General features: G+C 43.1%; 16 protein-coding genes. 13 read left to right on the top strand and 3 right to left on the bottom strand.

The features are described 5' to 3' along the window. Window positions 1-147: 147 nt before the first annotated feature. Window positions 148-783, top strand: a complete 636-nt coding sequence (locus ACX6CI_RS16845; RefSeq protein WP_458774815.1) for an RluA family pseudouridine synthase — start codon at window positions 148-150, stop codon at window positions 781-783. 24 nt (window positions 784-807) lie between these two features. Then, complete coding sequence (locus tag ACX6CI_RS16840) at window positions 808-1,671, top strand: hypothetical protein (RefSeq protein ID WP_458774814.1); 864 nt, start codon at window positions 808-810, stop codon at window positions 1,669-1,671. A 17-nt stretch (window positions 1,672-1,688) separates the two neighbouring features. Here ACX6CI_RS16840 and ACX6CI_RS16835 read toward each other — a convergent pair whose 3' ends face one another. Further along, window positions 1,689-2,258, bottom strand: a complete 570-nt coding sequence (locus ACX6CI_RS16835; RefSeq protein ID WP_458774813.1) for a cob(I)yrinic acid a,c-diamide adenosyltransferase — start codon at window positions 2,256-2,258, stop codon at window positions 1,689-1,691. Window positions 2,259-2,549: 291 nt separating this feature from the next. On the opposite strand from ACX6CI_RS16835, the gene ACX6CI_RS16830 reads away from it, so the two are divergent. Beyond that, window positions 2,550-3,584 carry an HD domain-containing phosphohydrolase gene (locus ACX6CI_RS16830; RefSeq protein ID WP_458774812.1) on the top strand — a complete coding sequence of 345 codons (1,035 nt, stop codon included), beginning with the start codon at window positions 2,550-2,552 and terminating at the stop codon, window positions 3,582-3,584. A gap of 46 nt (window positions 3,585-3,630) precedes the next feature. Here ACX6CI_RS16830 and ACX6CI_RS16825 read toward each other — a convergent pair whose 3' ends face one another. After that, the gene (locus tag ACX6CI_RS16825) at window positions 3,631-4,107 is read right to left on the bottom strand and encodes a dihydrofolate reductase (RefSeq protein ID WP_458774811.1); all 477 of its coding nucleotides are present in this window, start codon (window positions 4,105-4,107) and stop codon (window positions 3,631-3,633) included. A gap of 272 nt (window positions 4,108-4,379) precedes the next feature. Between ACX6CI_RS16825 and ACX6CI_RS16820 the strand changes: the two genes are divergently transcribed. The 6 genes from ACX6CI_RS16820 to ACX6CI_RS16795 all read left to right on the top strand — a co-directional run bounded on the left by ACX6CI_RS16820 (window position 4,380) and on the right by ACX6CI_RS16795 (window position 13,978). Further along, window positions 4,380-6,176, top strand: coding sequence for a hypothetical protein (locus ACX6CI_RS16820; protein ID WP_458774810.1), 1,797 nt, complete (start codon window positions 4,380-4,382; stop codon window positions 6,174-6,176). A 95-nt stretch (window positions 6,177-6,271) separates the two neighbouring features. After that, window positions 6,272-6,793, top strand: coding sequence for an NfeD family protein (locus ACX6CI_RS16815; RefSeq protein WP_458774809.1), 522 nt, complete (start codon window positions 6,272-6,274; stop codon window positions 6,791-6,793). 59 nt (window positions 6,794-6,852) lie between these two features. Next, on the top strand, window positions 6,853-7,821 hold the full coding sequence (locus tag ACX6CI_RS16810) for an SPFH domain-containing protein (RefSeq protein WP_458774808.1): 969 nt from the start codon (window positions 6,853-6,855) through the stop codon (window positions 7,819-7,821). Window positions 7,822-7,867: 46 nt separating this feature from the next. Next, entirely contained in the window at window positions 7,868-8,785 is a 918-nt protein-coding gene (locus ACX6CI_RS16805) for a DMT family transporter (protein ID WP_458774807.1), read from the top strand. Window positions 8,786-8,980: 195 nt separating this feature from the next. After that, window positions 8,981-10,297, top strand: coding sequence for a GGDEF domain-containing protein (locus tag ACX6CI_RS16800; RefSeq protein WP_458774806.1), 1,317 nt, complete (start codon window positions 8,981-8,983; stop codon window positions 10,295-10,297). A 201-nt stretch (window positions 10,298-10,498) separates the two neighbouring features. Beyond that, entirely contained in the window at window positions 10,499-13,978 is a 3,480-nt protein-coding gene (locus ACX6CI_RS16795) for an ABC transporter substrate binding protein (protein ID WP_458774805.1), read from the top strand. A 119-nt stretch (window positions 13,979-14,097) separates the two neighbouring features. Here the strand turns inward: ACX6CI_RS16795 and ACX6CI_RS16790 are convergent, their stop codons facing one another. Beyond that, the gene (locus tag ACX6CI_RS16790) at window positions 14,098-14,910 is read right to left on the bottom strand and encodes a J domain-containing protein (protein WP_458774804.1); all 813 of its coding nucleotides are present in this window, start codon (window positions 14,908-14,910) and stop codon (window positions 14,098-14,100) included. A gap of 205 nt (window positions 14,911-15,115) precedes the next feature. Here ACX6CI_RS16790 and ACX6CI_RS16785 point away from each other — a divergent pair, with 205 nt between their 5' ends. The 4 genes from ACX6CI_RS16785 to ACX6CI_RS16770 all read left to right on the top strand — a co-directional run bounded on the left by ACX6CI_RS16785 (window position 15,116) and on the right by ACX6CI_RS16770 (window position 19,050). Next, window positions 15,116-15,676: a sigma-70 family RNA polymerase sigma factor gene (locus ACX6CI_RS16785; RefSeq protein WP_458774803.1), complete on the top strand. Its 561-nt coding sequence runs from the start codon at window positions 15,116-15,118 to the stop codon at window positions 15,674-15,676. A gap of 15 nt (window positions 15,677-15,691) precedes the next feature. Continuing rightward, window positions 15,692-15,946, top strand: coding sequence for a zf-HC2 domain-containing protein (locus ACX6CI_RS16780; RefSeq protein WP_458774802.1), 255 nt, complete (start codon window positions 15,692-15,694; stop codon window positions 15,944-15,946). A gap of 147 nt (window positions 15,947-16,093) precedes the next feature. Continuing rightward, window positions 16,094-18,247 carry an FAD-dependent oxidoreductase gene (locus ACX6CI_RS16775; RefSeq protein ID WP_458774801.1) on the top strand — a complete coding sequence of 718 codons (2,154 nt, stop codon included), beginning with the start codon at window positions 16,094-16,096 and terminating at the stop codon, window positions 18,245-18,247. Beyond that, on the top strand, window positions 18,247-19,050 hold the full coding sequence (locus ACX6CI_RS16770; RefSeq protein ID WP_458774800.1) for a DUF547 domain-containing protein: 804 nt from the start codon (window positions 18,247-18,249) through the stop codon (window positions 19,048-19,050). Before ACX6CI_RS16775 ends, ACX6CI_RS16770 begins: the two co-directional genes overlap by 1 nt. Window positions 19,051-19,056: the final 6 nt, after the last annotated feature.

Below are 19,056 nucleotides of genomic sequence, written 5' to 3'. Positions count from 1 at the left end.
AACCCTGTACCTTGCTTCGGAGCCCGGTTCTTGGAGAATCTGCGGACATGCATATTTTGTTATGTTAAAACGTTTAATCTGATCCCATGGAGTAATGGAAACATCAGAGTAAACGGATAATTTGGGGTATTGTAAGGTGAGTAGTTTATGTTAGAAATGCGAGTAATTCACGAAGAACCCGAATTTGTCGTAGTTGTAAAGTCAAGTGGATTGCTCTCTGTTCCCGGGCGTGGTCCGGAAAACCTCGATTGTGTCGGTGAGCGGGTAAAAGCCTTGTATCCGGGGTGTATTGAGCAACCCACAGTTCATCGTTTGGATATGGATACTTCGGGGTTGCTGGTGGTCGCCAGGACTAAAGAGGTACATCGTAACATCTCGATTCAGTTTCAGGAGCGAGAGGTGCATAAACGCTATATTGCGATTCTTGACGGTGAATTAGATGGAGAAAAGGGGCTTGTCGAACTTCCTTTTCGTCTTGATATTTACAATAGACCCCATCAGATTTACGATCCGATTCACGGGAAACTGGGTATTACCCACTGGAAAAAAATCCTGGTCAAAGATGGTAAAACACGAATCGAATTCACCCCTATAACTGGAAGAACACATCAGCTCAGGGTTCATTCTGCCTCTACACATGGCCTGGGAATTCCCATTGTTGGAGACCCACTCTACGGAACAGGAACCGGTCCTGGAATGATGAAGCTACATGCCTGTTATCTTTCTTTTGCCCACCCTGTCACAGGTGACGTTCTTGAGTTTAAGTCGGAGCCGTTGTTCTGAGTATTCTTGCATCATGATTCCTCTATGCTACATACTAATGATATTGAACTATTGATTGCTGATCTTCCCATAGAGGCGACTTGCTATGGGTATTGTGCAGACTGTGATGAGGTTCATTATCTAACAGAGGGCAATAGCCGTGAATATGCTCTGGAGCTGATAGCAGAACTGGAAGAGAAGAAACGGATTGATTTTCACTCTCCAGACCCACAGTTAATCTTTTCAACAGACAGCCTCTGGGAAACAAGGGGTGGACAGATGTTTGGTGTGCTGGAATGTGTGGATGCCTATGGCAAGACTGTCGTGCTCCGTGCATTTTCCGGACAGTTTAACGCTCATTGGCTCGTAGAAGGCTGGGTTCAGCCAGCTTTTGATTTGGATGGTTATTACCAGCTCCTGCCTGAAATTGAGGCGTCGATCCAGAAAATGACGGACGATATTGAGGTTTGCAGGCACAAGGCAGAGCAGTGCAAACTACAGTACGAAAAGACCATGGATGCTGGTGATCATGGGGCGCAAATATATCATCGCAGGCAGATGCGAGAGGCATATAAAACCTACGAGCATGCGAGGAAAATCAGAAAAACATATTCTCAATCCAAAATGTTTGTCTTTCAGGATTTATATCAGCTACAAAATTTTAAAGGTGAGAAACGTTCCATCTTAAAGGCCTTCTATGAAGAGCGGGGAATCCCCATCGGGTCAGGTGATTGCTGTGGTCCAAAACTACTCCACGCTGCAGCACAAAAAGGGCTGACACCTCTTGGGCTGAGTGAATTCTATTTTGGTAAGACAAACAAATCTTCTACAAAACACCATAAAGAATTCTATCTCAGCTGCAAAAATAAATGCCAGCCAATTCTAGGCTACATGCTCTGCGGCCTTTAGGTGTAGCTCACCAATGTTTAAAAGTCTATCCCCGGTTGTGGCTCTATATCTTTTCGATAGGCATGTTTTATCTCCTGTACTTCACTGACGGTGTCGGCAAGTTCAATAAGATCGGGGTGTGCGTCTCGCCCTGTCATGACAAGGTGCATCTGTTTTGGGCGCATGTTGACTATCTCAAGGACCTGATCCAGATCTATGAGTTTTAATTGCAGGGCGTTATTCACCTCATCTAATATTAAGGTATCCGGTGTGTCGTTTTTGATGATGTCTTGAATGAGCAACAGAGCGTCCTGGGCATTTTTGCGATGTTCTGAATGGGGAAAGGGGTTGCCCTCAATACCGCAAAATCCCTTGCCTGTATGGTGGAGGGTCACCAGGGGAGCAAGTTTGCTGACTCCATCCCACTCGCCTGAGTAGAGGTCTCCCTTCATAAACTGAACAATGGTTGTTTTTAGACCATGTCCACATCCACGCAGAGCCATTCCCATGGCTGACGTTGTTTTTCCCTTTCCGTTACCTGTGATAATGACGATAAGTCCCTGTTTCTTTTCCGGTTCATAAACGGATATTTCTATTTGGTCTTCCATGAATTCTCCTGATTGCAATTGCTGTTAACATTACGAGGTTACGTTGAGATTTTGTGCTGCAACCGCGCTTTGTTACACCATCATCACTGGTTTTAAAAAAGTAAAGTGCGATTGTTTTCACCCTATGGGCCATTAGTCATGGAGCGAATAGAATCATAAAAAAAGACCGTGGTACTTGTAATGGTATTACGATTTGTGATTCAATTTGAATAATAAATTCGATTAATGAATTCCAATAATTGTTTGTAAATCATCTCCCTTATCATTTTGTCCTTAGAAGGAGTTTGTTGGATGCCTGATTCAGTACTGTTAAAACCCACTGTATTATTGATTGAAAACGATAGATTACAGCGGACAGGTTTGAAAAAGTCCATTGAAGAGGAGGGCTTTTATGTACTGGAGGCAAACAATGGCCAAGAAGGGCTTGAACTGTGGTCGGAGAATATCAGAGCAGTCCGTATTGTAATTACAGCGCTTGAAATGGATGTTGCCGGTGGTTTGGAGGTGGTGAAGACTATCCGAAAGGAAGAACTACAATACACCTACGTGATGGTTTTGACCTCAGATACCGGAAAAAGTGTATTTGTGGATTGTCTTCGGTCAGGAGCCGATGATTTTGTGGAGACTCCCATGGTAAAAGAGGAGTTATCTCTAAGACTGCAGGGCGCTCTGCGGCAGTTACGGCTTGAGGATCATTATCGTCTGGTAGGCGGACTTGTTCAACTTGCAGCAGAAAGGGCCGGGGAGACGGGAGTACATCTCCTGCGGATCAAACAGTACTGTGCGATTCTGGCTGAAGACCTGCGGCTTCATCATCCGGCGCTTGGCTTAACTGAACAGATGGTAGAAGATATAGCCAATCTTAGTGTTTTACATGATATAGGAAAACATTCACTTCCTGATGGCTTACTCCAAAAACGCGGACGACTTCTGGATCATGAATATGAAACCATGAAGGAGCATACGACCAGAGGTGGTGCTATTTTAAAGGATATGCATAGGCAAACTGGTTCTGTGTATCTTCTCTTAGGTCATGACATTGCCATTGCACACCATGAACGCTGGGATGGAACTGGTTATCCGATAGGTTTAAAAGGAGAAGAAATCCCCCTTGCCGGCAGAATAATGGCCTTTGCAGATGTCTTTGATGCATTGTTGTCAAGGCGTCCCCACAAGGATCCATTTTCTCTGAGTTATGCAGAGGTCTATATTGAAGAGGAAAAGGCGAAACATTTTGATCCGATGATAGTAGAAAGCTATCAGCGGTTAAAGAGTGTGTTTTTTGATATCCATAACTCAATTCAGGAGTTAAATGAAGATTGGTAGCAGTGACATACGAAAGCATATCACTGCTCTATATCTAAGGGATGAACTATTTTCGGCGATACGATACTACTGTGAAGGGTTCTGAACCATCCGGATAGGTGGTTCTACTCTCCTCTGTGAATTTGTCTTCGGAAAATTCAGGGAGGGTAACATCACCCTCAACGTCTCTATGCAGCAGGGTGAGGGAGACGGCTGTCGCAACGTCAAAACCCTGGGCAAAAATTTCAGCACCACCTATGATAAAGACTTTTTCAGAGCCTTCGCACATAGTAAGGGCTTCTTCCATGGAGGCGGCATACTCTCCACCTTTTGGCTGGTACCCGCTGTTACGACTAAGAACAATATGTTTTCTGCCGGGAAGGGGGGACGGAAATGATTCAAAGGTTTTACGGCCCATAATCATTGGGCATCCCATAGTTGTCTTTTTGAAAAGTTTCAACTCTTCAGGAATGTGCCAGGGGAGTGTATTGTTAACACCTATAACTCGATTTTGTGCCATAGCGGCTATTATAATGATTTCCATTGTTATCTTTTGTTAGAAAAAACTGAAAAATATATTGTATTTGCATAAGCTTCTATTTAATAATACGATGATTATGCTAATCATTCAATTATATTAGTGCCACCTTTGCCTTTGAGATTGGCTGGTAGTACGATACTATTTTATGTACCCTTACCGTATTAGTGTTAAAAGAAAAAATACCATTTGCAGTATTCTGGAATATTTCGGGTGTGTGAGCCTGGAGTACAATTAGAGAAGCAGGTTGAATTAAACAGAGGAGCTGGAGGAGTTCGATGAAAATTTATTGTCCCCATTGTGGAGTGAAAGGCTCTGCGGATGATTCATATAGCGGACGAAAGATAAAATGTCCAAAATGTCAGGGAATGTTTGATCTTAAACCTGATATGGCCATTGACCAAGACGAATTCCTCACTGCTGATCTCGGTGCTGAAACTGTTGCAGAAACACAGGGCCAGGAGGTTGTGCGCGATGAGCCAACAGCTGAGGTTGCTTCTCCTGTTGAGTCAGCTCTGGCTGAACTTAATGAGGAACCTTTTGAAGATTCACTGGATCTTGACGATGAAATCGATCAAGAAGTGGACGATTCAGCAGCGGAGGTTGATGCCGAAGAACAGCTGGATGAAGAGGGTGACGACCTTGACTGGGGAAGCTTTGAAGCGGATCTGGATAAAGAGATTGCCGCTAGCGAACAGGCTGAGGCCCAGGCCTCAGATGAGTTAGAAGATTTTGGTGAAGATGAGGGGCCAGTAGTCGATTTGGGTGATTCTGATCTTAGTATAAGTGACGATGAACTTGAATTAGCGGAAGAACCTACTCTGGCAGATGATCTTGGTGATGTGCTCGGAACCGTGGATCAGGACGATGACGCGCTATTTGATGAGAGCTTAGATACCCCCGTTGAGTCCGATGAAGACCTGACTGATATAGAAGAAGTAGCTGAAATAATAGATGCAGTTGATCAAGAGATAGAGGTTGAAGAGATCGAGGACGAGGACAGCAATCTTGCCACACTTACTGCTCCTGACGTTGCTATGCCTCTTTTTGCCGGTGACGATGATAAACAGAGAGAAGAGATAGTAACAACTAAAGACTCTTCACCAGAAGAAGTCATGTCCTTTGCGGACGCTGATCTTCCCGAGGTGGATGAACACGATCAACCTGACGTTGTGATTGGCGATGATACTCGTGATGTCGTCGTTGAAGATGAGCCTTACGGTATAGATAAGGAACAATGCTGGCAGTGTGGTAAAAAAGACAGTGTTGGTGAACCTTTTGTGGCAATTGATGGTAGACTGTATTGTACTGAGTGTTCTCCAGCAGAAGAGGGTGAAGAGGCTGTTGTGGAGCCTGTAGCTTTAGCTGGCGCAAACCTTGATGGTGGAGATATCCCGGAAGAAAATCTTGAAGGTGATGAAGAAACAAAAGAGCTGAAGCCACAATTCACAGTTGGCGGTGTAATAAAAGAGGCCTGGGAGAAGGTTAAAGGCATTAAAGGTGCTGTTTGGGCAGCGTCTGCTGTTATGTATCTGTTGCTCATTGTTATTGTGGCGGGTGGCTCGATGTTACTGCCATCAGACGAAATTGGTACAGAATCCCTTACCAGCTTTATTCCTTCTGCTCTGTTTCAGTTCGTTACCCAGGCGCTTTATATGATTTTCATGGGTGGGCTTTTCTTTATGGGAATTCGCCGGGTGGCTGGTGATAAGGTCTCCTGGAAAATGATTTTTCACGGTTTTTCCTTCACAGGAAAAATTATTGTTGTGACCATTCTCCAATCTATTCTTATAACTATCGGTTTTGTTTTACTTATATTACCGGGTATTTACCTGTCTGTTGGTTATGTAATGGCGATTCCGCTCATTGTGGATAAGAATCTATCACCATGGCAGGCTCTCGAAACCTCAAGAAAGGCTGTGCATAAGGTTTGGTGGAAGGTGGCTGGAATAGGTCTTCTGACCTGCCTATTGTTTACTGTAGCTGCGATACCCCTTGGTATTGGTTTGATCTGGGTTTGGCCTTTGGCTCTTGTTATTTCTGGCGTGGTGTACAACAGGTTGTTTGGCAAGTAGAAAAGAGCTGGTGTAATACGCTAACCCCGGTAAACGGGAAATAAGCCGGGACTTTTGTTTTTTATGACATTTTTTCTGGAGTAAGGCACTGAGATGTGCATAATATACAGGGAGGGCGGACTATCCGTCCTCCTTTTTTTGTCTTTTATTATGGAGAAACTATGGGCCTCATCGATCCTGCGTTGTATTGGTTAATTATTGGGGTAATGCTGCTTTTTCTTGAGATGGCGTTACCCGGATTTATTCTGTTTTTCTTCGGTCTTGCTGCGTTAATTACAGCACTTGTTGCATGGTTGACCCCAATTGCGATTGCCTGGCAACTTGGTCTTTTTATTGTTGCCTCAGTGGTTTCTTTGCTCACTCTTCGAGATATGATCCAGCGACGTTTTTTTAATACTAAGGATGAGGATAATAGCGAGGAACTCGATGAAGATGTTGTTCTTGCTGTGCCGGGTGACCGGGCTGTGATTGCGGTTGAAATTGTCCCACCTGCTGAAGGGCGCATAAACTACTCAGGAACATCGTGGCGTGCAACTGCTGACGAGCAAATAGATGAGGGTGAGATTGTAGCCGTTGTACGTCAGGATAATCTTGTTATCCATGTGGAAAAAATATAGCTGTCTGCATTGTATAGCAGATAACCAGATTCTAGATAAAGATCTTAGGGAGACATGACATGGAACAAAATCTGATAGCGCTTGGTTTTATAATAATTTTAGTTGTTGCGGTAATATGGAAAACAGCTGTTGTCGTTCCCCAACGTTCAGAATTCGTGGTTGAACGATTAGGTAAGTACAGAACGACTCTTGAAGCTGGTTTTCATATCCTTATCCCCTTTTTTGATAAGGTGGCGTACAAACGGAGTTTAAAAGAAGAGCCGACTGATATTCCAGCGCAAACCTGTATTACTGCAGATAACGTTACCCTTGAAGTTGATGGAATTCTGTATCTTCAGGTTGTAAATGCTAAAATGTCCGCATATGGCATTGATGACTACAGGTTTGCGGCGTCCCAGCTCGCCCAGACCAGTCTCAGGTCAGCAATAGGTAAAATTACTCTGGATAGTACCTTTGAGGCGAGGGAGACCTTGAACGGCCAGGTGGTTATGGCTCTGGATGAAGCCGCTGCCAATTGGGGGGTAAAAGTACTCCGTTACGAGATTAAAGATATTCAGCCACCACGCACAGTGCTTGAAGCGATGGAAAAGCAGATGAAGGCTGAGCGGGAAAAAAGAGCTGAAATCGCGCGTTCTGAGGGTGAAAAACAGGCAATTTTAAATAAAGCAGAAGGTGATCGGGGTGAGGCGATTTTTCTCTCTGAGGGTGAAAAAATCAAACGTATAAATGAAGCGGAAGGTCGGGCCCAGGAAATCTTAAAAGTAGCAGAGGCAACCGCGGAAGGGATTGCCAAGGTTGCTAAAGCAATGTCCGGACCAAGTGGTCACGAGGCCGCCAATCTTGAAGTTGCTAAGAATTATATTGATCAGTTTGGTAAACTGGCAAAAGAGAATAATACCATGATTATTCCTAGTAATCTTGGTGATGTAAGCTCTATGGTGGCCACCGCCATGTCAACCCTTGACCATGTAAAAGGCAAGAGGGGTAACGCCAGTGCCCAAGAGCCTGTGGTCAACTATCGGAGTTGAGGCTTGAGTTGATGTGTCGCGTACGTTGGGTGATAATAAGGTGTATATGAAATCAGTATCTGGTTCGTTTGTACGCTGGCCTTTACTAAAAATACACCTTTTTATGCTGCTCTCGGCGATTTTGGTCTCCACCTCATTTATTGTTGGAGCAGCAATTACAGAAGCACTTGATCCGGCCCTACTCACACTTATCAGGTTTGTAATCGCCGTTTCAATTTTCGGTCCGATTGTTCATTATCGTTACGGCCTCCATTTTTCCTTCTCTTTACTTCTTCGGTGTTCACTTATTAGTGGCTGTATGGTCAGCTTTTTCTGCGCCATGTTCCTCTCACTGCGCTATACAACAGCCTTGAACACAAGTGTTATTTTTGCCCTGGTACCTTCCATCTCATGTTTCTATGCCTTTTTTCTCTTAAAAGAGAGGCTCATGAAAGAGCAGTTCATTGCTCTTTTTTGTGGCTTGATCGGAGTTCTGTGGGTGGTTTTTGGTGGTGATGTTGTTCGGCTACTCACCATGCAGTGGAACTATGGTGATCTGATTTTCTTGGGCGGTTGTTTCTTTATGGGCTTGTATGCTCCACTAGTGAAAATCTTACACCGCGGGGAGTCCATGGCGGTGATGACCTTTTGGGTCCTTGTAACCGGAGCCATCTGGTTGTTACTCTATGTTGGCAGGGATTTACTTCACGTTCCATGGGGAGATGTTGAACCCCTTGTTTGGGGGGGAATCAGTTATTTGGCTGTTTTTACAACCATAATAACATTTTTTCTCACCCAATATTCAGTACTGTTTCTTGGTCCCACTAAGGTGACTGCCTACTCGTATCTGTACCCGGGACTCGTGCTCGCACTCAATTTTTTACTTGGTAATGGCTTACCACCGGTAAAAGTAATTCCCGGCGTTCTGGTTATAGTGGTGGCCATGTTTGTTCTGATGAATGCTAGAGACCATGAAACCGGTTAGTCCTATAGAGTATAGTGATGCCTGTGTGGATGTTGGTGTAAATATGATATACTGTAAAAGAATTTGTTTTTGATGGTCTTTCAGTTGAGCCACTTGCAAAAGTGGCTTTGCGCCCAATATCTTTGTCTTGTTCAAAATTTTATCCTCGGAATATTAACTATATGCCTGCGGTAAAATTTTTCACAGGCCTTGATCTTGGACGAAAATCCTATTTTTGCAAAAGGCTCAGTTGTCGACAAAATGAGAAATCTTCGGTTAACTCGGTCACTTGCAGGAATCGAAGCCATGCCATATAGCCAAATATTGTCAATACACCGTATAGAACAAAATCCTGATAACCTATTACGGTTGCTGGTTTTTACCGGAATTATTTCTATGCTCTTGATTCTTAGCCTGACAGGTTTGGGGATTTATCGACAATCAATTGCAGATGTTGTTCATACCGCAGAGGACGATGCCAAGCGGATTGCTACTGTAATGGTGGCTGAACATGAAGAAGCCCTTTTTAGTGTTCGGGATCGGAATGTTGTTTTGAGTAAGCAGGAAATAGTTCGTATAAATGGAAATATTCGAAAGTTTTTGCATCCATTTGGAATTGTTAAAATCAAAATTTTCGGACTTGACCGGCGAGTTGTATTTAGCAACGATATCAGTATTATAGGTAGGGTGAATGATGCTAATGAACGCTTGGAGCGGGCGTTAGTTGGAGAGGTCGATTCTCATTTAGAAACCAAAGACACAATGGTTGATCTGGCTGAAGAACAGCTGTTTGATGTCGATGTGGTTGAGACGTATCTCCCGTTTGTTAATGGTGACGGGAAGATTGTTGGTAGCATTGAACTTTACTTGGATGTTACCCGGTATCGGGAGGAAATAAAGCAAAGAGTACTACATTCGGTGTTGATTCTTGGTACAATTTTACTGCTAGTCTTTCTCATTTCATATGTGCTTGTCTATATAGGGACCCGGCAGTTGAAAAAGCTCCTCTTGCAGTTGCAGAAAATAGCTGTGACAGATCCGCTTACCGGAATTTATAATCGTGGGGCTTTGATCAATCGGGCTGAAGAAGAAATCTCTCGCATGAAACGTAGTGGGGGGGCACGATCTGACAATATTCTGGGGGTGATCATGATTGACCTTGATCATTTTAAGAATGTTAACGACACCTACGGCCACCAGGTCGGTGATGAGGTGTTGCGCCAAATGACAAGAAGAGTGACAAATTGTCTACGTGCGTATGATGTTTTTGGTCGCTATGGTGGGGAAGAGTTTCTGGTGTTTATACCAGATACTGACATAGAGAGTGTGAACACAGCTGCTGAGCGAATCCGCCATGAATTGAGTAAATCCAACTTCATATGTGGAGACTATAATTTATCTATTACTGCAAGTTTTGGTGTAACGACTTGTCGGGATTTTACAGAGCCGATTAATGTTACTTTACAACGTGTAGATGGAGCGTTGTATAAGGCTAAAGAAGAGGGGCGGAACCGGGTGGTATGTTTTAAATAGCCCTATTTTAGTCAATCAGCATTGCTCTCGAGTTGCCGGTTTCAATTACATCCTCTTGCTTCGAGCTGTACCGGGGCAATGATAAAGACATAACTTTTTGTAGTAATTATATTCTACCTCGACTATCTGCTTGTATATCGGTTACATTTTTTAAAGAGTACAGTATTCAGTAATCATTTTTATTACTCAGGAATAATCTTTATGAATTGGAAATCGCGAGTGGTTTCGAGAGGTTTATTATCACATATAGTGTTTGTCGCTTTTTTCTGTGTGTTTACTCCTGATCTCCTTCAAGCTAAAGTTCAATCCGGTACACAAGACCGTCCACAACATGTATTAATTGTTCATTCAGCTTATCAAGGCTACCCTTGGACAGATTCATTAACCTCTGGCATTCAAGATGTTTTTGGGTCTTCTGCTGTGTCTGTAGATCTAATGTTTGAATATATTGACACAAAGAGAAATCGAGATCCTTATTACTTTGAGGAGTTACGAGAACTGTGGAAAATTAAATACCATAGTGTACCTGTCGACCTCATCATAGTTTGTGACAATCAAGCCTATGATTTCGTACTACAGGAACGAAACGGTTTATTTCTTGGTGTTCCAATAGTTTTTGCTGCGTACATCGGCTACAAACCTCACATGTTGACAGGTAAGCAACCTGTTACGGGGGTAATTCAAGAGACAGATATTACTGCTACCATTGATGTAGCGCTTCATTTACATCCACAAACTAAGAAAATTGTTTTTGTAGCACCTGGGGCTCCAGCGTTTCGGATGGTATGGCTTGAAGGGCTTGAAGAACGATACCTCGATAGGGTTGAGCTAATTACTGTCACGGCTGAAAATATAAATCAAATTGATAAAGAAATCGATTCACACGGTAAGGATATTGTGATCATTCCTTTAAATAGTTTTTTGGAAAGCGATGGGGCGTATTTTCCATTTGACCAGTTTGTTTCACACCTCTCATTAAAAAATTCGTATCCTGTATATGCTTTGTGGGATATTGCAATAGGTCATGGGGTTGTTGGTGGAAAAATGGTTACCGGCGAATCCCAGGGGCGCAGAGCTTCACAGCTAGCATTGCAAATCTTACAGGGGACTCCCATAAGCGATGTGCCAGTTGAAACTAATAGTCCCAATCAATACATGTTTGATTGGCAGGCAATGCAGCGATTTAAGATCAGTGAAAACGATTTACCAGAAAATTCGAGTGTGATAAATCGTCCAGTTTCATTTTACGCTGAAAACAAAATGCTTGTACATGGAACCATTATCACCGTGCTTCTTCTGCTTTTGCTTATTCTTTCCCTTTGTATTGCAGTAATTCATCTACACCGTACTAAAAATAATCTTTTAAAGGCGGAAAGAACTTTAAAAGAGAGTGAAGAGCAATTTAGAAAGATGATTGAAAAATCACCGCTTCCAATGGTGGTGACAGATGAAGCTCAAGATATCAGTTTTTTAAATGATAAATTCACCGAACTGTTTGGCTACACTGTTGAAGATGTAAGTACTGCACAAATGTGGTGGATGAAAGTATATCCAAATCCTGAATATAGGTGGGAAGTTCAACAATCTTGGTCAACCGCGATTGAAAAAGCAAGGGTAACTGGTCAAGATATTGAGATGCAGGAGTGGGAATTAACCTGTAAAGATGGTGCCCTGCGGAAATGCGAATTTTATATGGTTCCACTGAAAAATCTCTCACTCATTATTATGAATGACATCTCGGAGCGGAAGAAGGCAGACGAGGAGCTAGTACAATCAAAAACTCAATTACGGAGCTTGGTAGATAGTATACCTGATATTGTGTGGTTAAAAGATCCTGAAGGCATTTACTTAAGTTGTAATCAAAAATTCGAGATGTTTTTCGGTGCAAAGGAATTTGAAATAATAGGTAAGAGCGATTACGATTTTGTAGATAAAAGTCTAGCTGATTTTTTCCGTTATCATGATCAGGAGGCTATCAAGGCCGATACCCCATCGGTAAACGAAGAACAGCTCACCTTTTCAGACGGTTATTGTGGACTATTTGAAACCATAAAAACACCAATGCGTGCTCCAGGCGGTGAACTTATAGGGGTGCTTGGGATTGGCCGGGATATTACTGCGCGTAAAAAAGTAGAAGAAGCTTTGATACAAAATGAGCGAAGATATTTAAGTGCTCAAAGAATGGGTTTGGTTGGTAATTGGGAGTTTGATCTTGTGACTGAAACTTTTTGGGGTTCTGATCAAGCAAAAGTTATTTATGGGTTCGATCCAGAGACTGATCGCTTTACAACTGAGGATGTAGAAAAATGCATCCCGGAAAGAGACAGGGTGCACCAGGCACTGATTGACCTGATTGAAAAGGATAAACCATATAATCTTGAGTTTGAGATCAGCCCTGTTTCAGGACCAAAAACGAAATCAATTAAATCTATTGCTGAGCTCATCAAAGATGACCAAGGTGTGCCAATCAAGGTTGCCGGCGTTGTTCTGGATGTTACAAGTCAAAAGGAAGCTCTAAAAGAAAAATTACTACTTGAAAAACAATTGTTACAATCGCAAAAGATGGAATCCATTGGTAATCTGGCTGGCGGTATTGCCCATGATTTTAACAATATTCTCTCTGCGATTATTGGTTTTACAGAACTCGCTCTAGAAGCATCCCCGGAGGGATCGTCTCAGAAAGCCGATTTGAATGAAGTGTACCTTGCTGGTATTAGGGCAAAAGAACTTGTGCAGCAGATTTTAGCTTTTGCCCGCAAATCTGAAACAGATAGCAGTCCGGTAAGATTGAGTGATATAGTTACTGAAGTTTTTAAACTCCTGAGGCCGTCAACGCCTACATCTGTAGATATTAAAGTTAACATTAACAGTACAGCGAAGGTGATGGGAAACAGCTCTCAATTGCATCAGATTGTAATGAATCTGTGCACCAATTCTATACACTCATTGCAAAAAACAGGAGGGTTGGTTGAAGTCGGTTTGAGGGATATATTTGTCGATCAGGAATCCGCTCCAGAGTCTTCAGAAGGGAACGCAGGAGAGTATGTTGAACTCACTGTAACTGATAATGGTCCGGGGATTGATCAAGATATCATTGATAATATTTTTGAGCCATACTTCACAACCAAGGGGGTTGGAGAAGGCACCGGTATGGGATTGGCAATGGTGAAAGGGATAATTGATGGCTCCGGAGGTGAAATCAAAGTAAAGAGTGAGTTGGGAAAAGAGACGTCCTTCATTTTACGATTACCCGTGGTTGCAGATGTTATCGCTGATATAGAACATAAGACTGATCCAGTTGCTTTAGGGGAAGAGCGTATTTTATTTGTTGATGATGAACTTCCTGTCGCACGAATGGGAAACCGTATGTTGGAAACACTGGGATATATTGTAACGACACAAACCAGCAGTATTGAGGCTCTCGAGTTATTTAAGGAAAAGCCCCATTCATTTGATTTGGTGATAACTGATATGACAATGCCTTCAATGACAGGGGATATGCTATCGAAAGAGTTACGAAATATTAGAGAAGATATTCCGATTATTTTATGTACAGGGTATAGCAATGAGATAAATGATGAAGGAGCAAAAGAACAAAGGATTGATGCTTTTGCTTACAAACCGCTGAATAAGTCAGAGCTTGCCAGAATTATAAGAGACGTTCTGGATACAAACCGGTGATCTTTTACATGAAACTGTCTTGTACATTGTAAACGTAACTTCACTGTGAAGGTGTAGTATTGTCAAAGACATATGGTTTGTATGATTGTTTGGTGAAATACGATATACTGAACAGCTCGCTATTTTTCTTTAGCAACCAGTTGCAGATAAAGATCACCCCGACCTAATGGGCCTGGTCTTCCCTTACCTTTAAGTCGTAACTTTTGTCCCTCATGACTATCTGGAGGAATAGATACTTTCAGTGTCTGCTCTCCGCGGTCTCCATAGACAACGACCTGAATAACCTTTCCGTTTTCAAGTTCTTCCGGAAGCAGTGGGGTGTGATAGGTGATATCAAGGTGTTCCTGATGGGGTGGCGGCGGTGTATTGTGTGTTTGTTTTGCAGTTGTTTTTTTACCACCAATGAGATTACCAACGGCACCGGAAAGAGATTTGAAGACGGAAGATTTTCCTGAGAGAGTTTTTTTAGCTGCCCCGGTAATGAGTGGTTTTGCAAGAGAGCCGAAGAGAAAAACACCACCAATGAGCATACCGCCTTTGCCACCAAAAAAACTTCGTTTGACAAAGTGGGAGCTGTGGCGAAATCCGGATTTTTGAAATTCACGGAGCAAGCCGGTAAACATCTGTTGGAATCTCGGGTCTTTGAACAGATCTTTAAGAATATCTTCCTGGCTGTAATTAAAACTGTCGTTGTTGTATGAGGTGCCACTGGCCCTGCAGCGGTTGTATTCTCTGCGTTTTTTGGCGTCGGTGAGTACACCATAGGCCTCTGCAACCTCTTTAAACTTTTCTTCAGCAGCCGGGTCGTCAGGGTTGCGGTCCGGGTGATAGCGCATTGCCAGCTTACGATAATTCTTGCGAATTTCATCGTCTGTACATTTAGAGGTTAGCTCCAGTATTTTATAGTAGTCTTTCATTTTAAGATCTTTCATTAAGGCAGCTTGGAGTGCATCATATGGCTGGATGCAGTATCGTTCGTAGGTTTCTGCCGTACTTCTTTCCCTGTATATTGTACAATAATAAATCTATTGTCATTAAATAACACCTAGATTTTACACTAGGCATCTTTGGTGGCTTGTGAGATACAGAGCAATACAACTGTATCGACCGAAAAAACTGTAATACTTAGGAATAATAATGAGTCAAATTGATCCGGAGAGTTGGGTGGATAACTATGGCGACGGCCTTTACAGTTATGCCTTGTACAGGATAGAAAATAAGGTTCTGGCTGAAGAGCTGGTGCAGGAAACTTTTGTTGCAGCCCTTGGTGCAAGTTCTGGTTTTGCCGGTAAGTCCTCAGAAAAAACCTGGATCTATTCCATCCTGAAAAATAAAATATACGACCATTTAAGAAGGAAATATAAAGAAACAGTCATGCCTGAAGAGCAGCTTGAAGGGCTTATGGAAGAGGACTTTTTTGACTCTAAGGGTGGCTGGAATAAAAATCCGGGCAGGTGGCGGGAGAATCCGCAAAAGAGCTTTGAAGAAAAAGAATTCATGACAGTACTGCGGAGCTGTATGGATTATCTGCCAATGAAACAGGGGGACGCATTTACCATGCGGGAGCTGGATGATCTTGATAATGAAGAAATTTGTAAGGTTCTTGGTGTGAGTCCGACTAACTACTGGGTGCTTATGCACAGGGCACGGTTGGCAATTAGAAAATGTCTGGAAAATAGTTGGTTTCAGAGCGTTTAGTGAGGAGAGGGTCGTATGTGGATGTTACACTGTGATAAGGTTTCAAGATATGTTTCAGACTCAATGGACCGGGATTTGTCACTCTGGCAAAGGCTCGGTGTACGCATGCATCTGCTTATGTGTAGTCACTGTACGAGGTTTGAAGAACAACTTCATGTAATCAGACGAATGAGCAGGAAAGAAGTCGATGATTATCCCCGCGAGCAACTTGATGAATCGGTAAAGAATAACATCAAAAAATTGTTGAAAAAGAATAATATTTATAAATAACCACTTGTTTTCAGCGTCTTATTTATATTCTGTAAATTTGAAAAAAATTGTAAGGAATTCAATTCTCCCACGACTATAGAGGTAAGAACCTGATCCCGATACACGTAAATGACGTTTAATGAACCAGATTTTTTGAAGGACAATGTTATGAAAAAGATCGCAATCGTACTTCTCATCGTAGTTGCCATAATTTCCTTTTTTGTTTTTGATCTCGATACGGTGTTGACCCTTGAAAACATCAAGGCGAACCAGGCAGACCTCATTGAGTTAAGAGATAATTCTCCTTTTCTTGTAAGCTTTGTTTTCTTTTCGCTCTATGTGTTAGTGACTGCTCTATCACTTCCGGGTGCAGTTATTATGACCTTAGCTGGTGGCGGACTGTTCGGTCTGGCCTGGGGCTTTGTGCTTATCTCATTTGCCTCTACAATTGGCGCTACTCTTGCTTTTCTGGTGTCTCGTTATCTTCTGCGTGATAGTGTACAAAACCGTTTTGGCGACAAGCTCTCTGCTATTAATAAAGGTATTGAGCGTGAGGGCGCATTGTATCTCTTTACCCTCCGTCTGGTGCCTATATTTCCCTTCTTTCTTATTAATATTCTTATGGGACTCACCCCCATCAAAACCTGGAGCTTTTACTGGGTGAGTCAAGTGGGGATGCTGGCTGGAACACTTGTGTATATAAACGCGGGTACTCAGCTCGCCAAGATTGACAGCCTTGCAGGTATTCTATCACCTGGCCTGCTGCTATCTTTTGCCCTGCTCGGAGTGTTTCCTCTTATTGCAAAGAAGATAACGGAAGGACTAAAAAAGAAAAAAGTATATGCAAAATGGTCTAAACCATCATCCTTTGATAGAAACCTTGTGGTTATAGGGGCCGGAGCTGCAGGCCTTGTTTCATCATACATTGGTGCTGCGGTAAAGGCGAAGGTCACCCTTGTAGAAGCTGAGAAGATGGGTGGAGATTGTTTGAACTACGGTTGTGTTCCCAGTAAGGCACTTATTAAAAGTGCCAAGATTAGCCACTACATGAAGAATGCTTCCCACTACGGTCTTGAAGATAGTAACCCGTCCTTTAGTTTTAAGAAAGTTATGGAGCGGGTGCACTCTGTAATTAAGAGCGTCGAACCCCATGATAGTGTTGAGCGTTACACATCTCTAGGAGTTGAGGTGATAAAAGGGTATGCAACCGTTATTGATCCCTGGACAGTTGAAATTGCACTTGAGGGTGGTGAAATCCAGCGTTTAACAACCAGGTCAATTATTATTGCAGCCGGAGCAGCCCCCTTTGTACCACCTCTGCCAGGTATCGAAGAATCAGGTTATCTGACCAGCGATACCCTGTGGGATACACTTGCCGAATATGAAGAAGTACCTGAGCGTCTTGTTATTTTAGGCGGTGGCCCCATTGGCTGCGAGCTGAGTCAGAGTTTTGCCCGCCTTGGTGCAGGTGTTGTGCAGATTGAACGTGGCGATAAAATAATGGCAAGAGAGGATGAGGAGGTTTCCATCTTTGCAAAATCCTCCCTTGAAAAAGATGGTGTTACCGTTCTTACGGGGCACAGTGCACTCAGATGTGTGCAGGACGATCAGGGTAAGGCTGTTATTGTTGAGGCTGGTGGTGTTGAAAAACGGATTGATTATGATGTCCTCATCTGTGCAGTTGGTCGGAGCGCTCGCCTCGATGGTTATGGTCTTGAAAAATTAGGCATTAAAACTGAGCGCACCGTCACAACAAATGAGTACCTGGAGACTATTTATCCAAACATCTTTGCTGCAGGTGATGTGGCAGGACCCTACCAGTTTACCCATGTTGCTGGCCATCAGGCATGGTTTGCCTCAGTGAATGCGCTGTTTGGAGAGTGGAAGAAATTTAAGGCCGACTATTCTGTGGTGCCCTGGACCACCTTTATTGACCCTGAGGTTGCACGAGTTGGTCTGAATGAACAGGACGCAGCTGAGAAGGGGATTGCATATGAGGTAACACGGTTTGGTATAGATGATCTGGACAGGGCCATTGCCGATGGGACTGCAGAGGGTTTTATCAAGGTTCTCACTGTTCCGGGTAAGGATCGTATCCTGGGTGTTACCATTGTTGGTGCCCATGGGGGGGATCTCTTAAGTGAGTTCGTTCTTGCCATGAAACATGGCCTTGGACTGAATAAAATTCTTGGCACAATTCACACCTATCCCACTCTTGCTGAAGCCAATAAGTATGTTGCAGGGGAGTGGAAACGTGCCCATGCTCCTGAAAAATTGCTGGGCTGGGTTGAAAAATATCACACCTGGAAAAGGGGGAAGTGATGATTCGTATATGTGCTCTAATTGTTCTTACACTCAGCTTTTCCCCTGTGGTCTTTGCGGCAACCTTTGATCACGCTGGCTGGAATACCATATTGCAGCAACATGTTAAGAGTGTAAATGATGGTAAGGCCACGGAAGTCGATTATAAGGGGGTGGCCAGTGACAGGCAGAAGCTGCAGGCCTATCTTAACGCTGTTGCCGGAGTAGATGAAACCACATTTGCTGGATGGTCTAAACCTGACCAGCTCGCCTTTTTGATCAATGCATATAATGGTTGGACGGTTGAGCTCATTCTTACCAAATATCCGGATTTGGACTCAATTAAAGATCTTGGTTCATTTTTTAAATCGCCATGGAAGAAGACGTTTATCCCACTTTTGGGGAAAAATGTAAGTTTGGATGATATTGAACATGGGCTTATCCGGGCACCGGGAAGCTATGACGATCCCCGTATACATTTTGCTGTAAACTGTGCAAGTATAGGTTGTCCTGCTCTACGGCCTGAGGCCTACAGAGGCGAAATCCTTGAATCTCAGTTAAAAGATGCTGAGATGTTATTTTTAAGTGATCCTTCAAGGAATAGATTTTCCCGTGGCGTCTTTGAAGTATCCTCAATCTTTAAATGGTATGGAGACGATTTTAGAAAAGGATATCTGGGGATAGATTCTCTGGAGGACTATCTGTTGTCCCATGGCGAGCTATTAGGGCTGGAATCAAAAGAGAAAGATACACTCGTTGAGAGTGAGGTGAAAATCAGTTACCTCAAGTATGACTGGAAACTCAATGATGTCTCATCACCTTGATGGTTG

This window comes from Desulforhopalus glucosivorans, from assembly GCF_054397165.1.
Note: the sequence above shows the minus strand (reverse complement) of the source record. Positions and strands in the feature narration are given on the sequence as shown.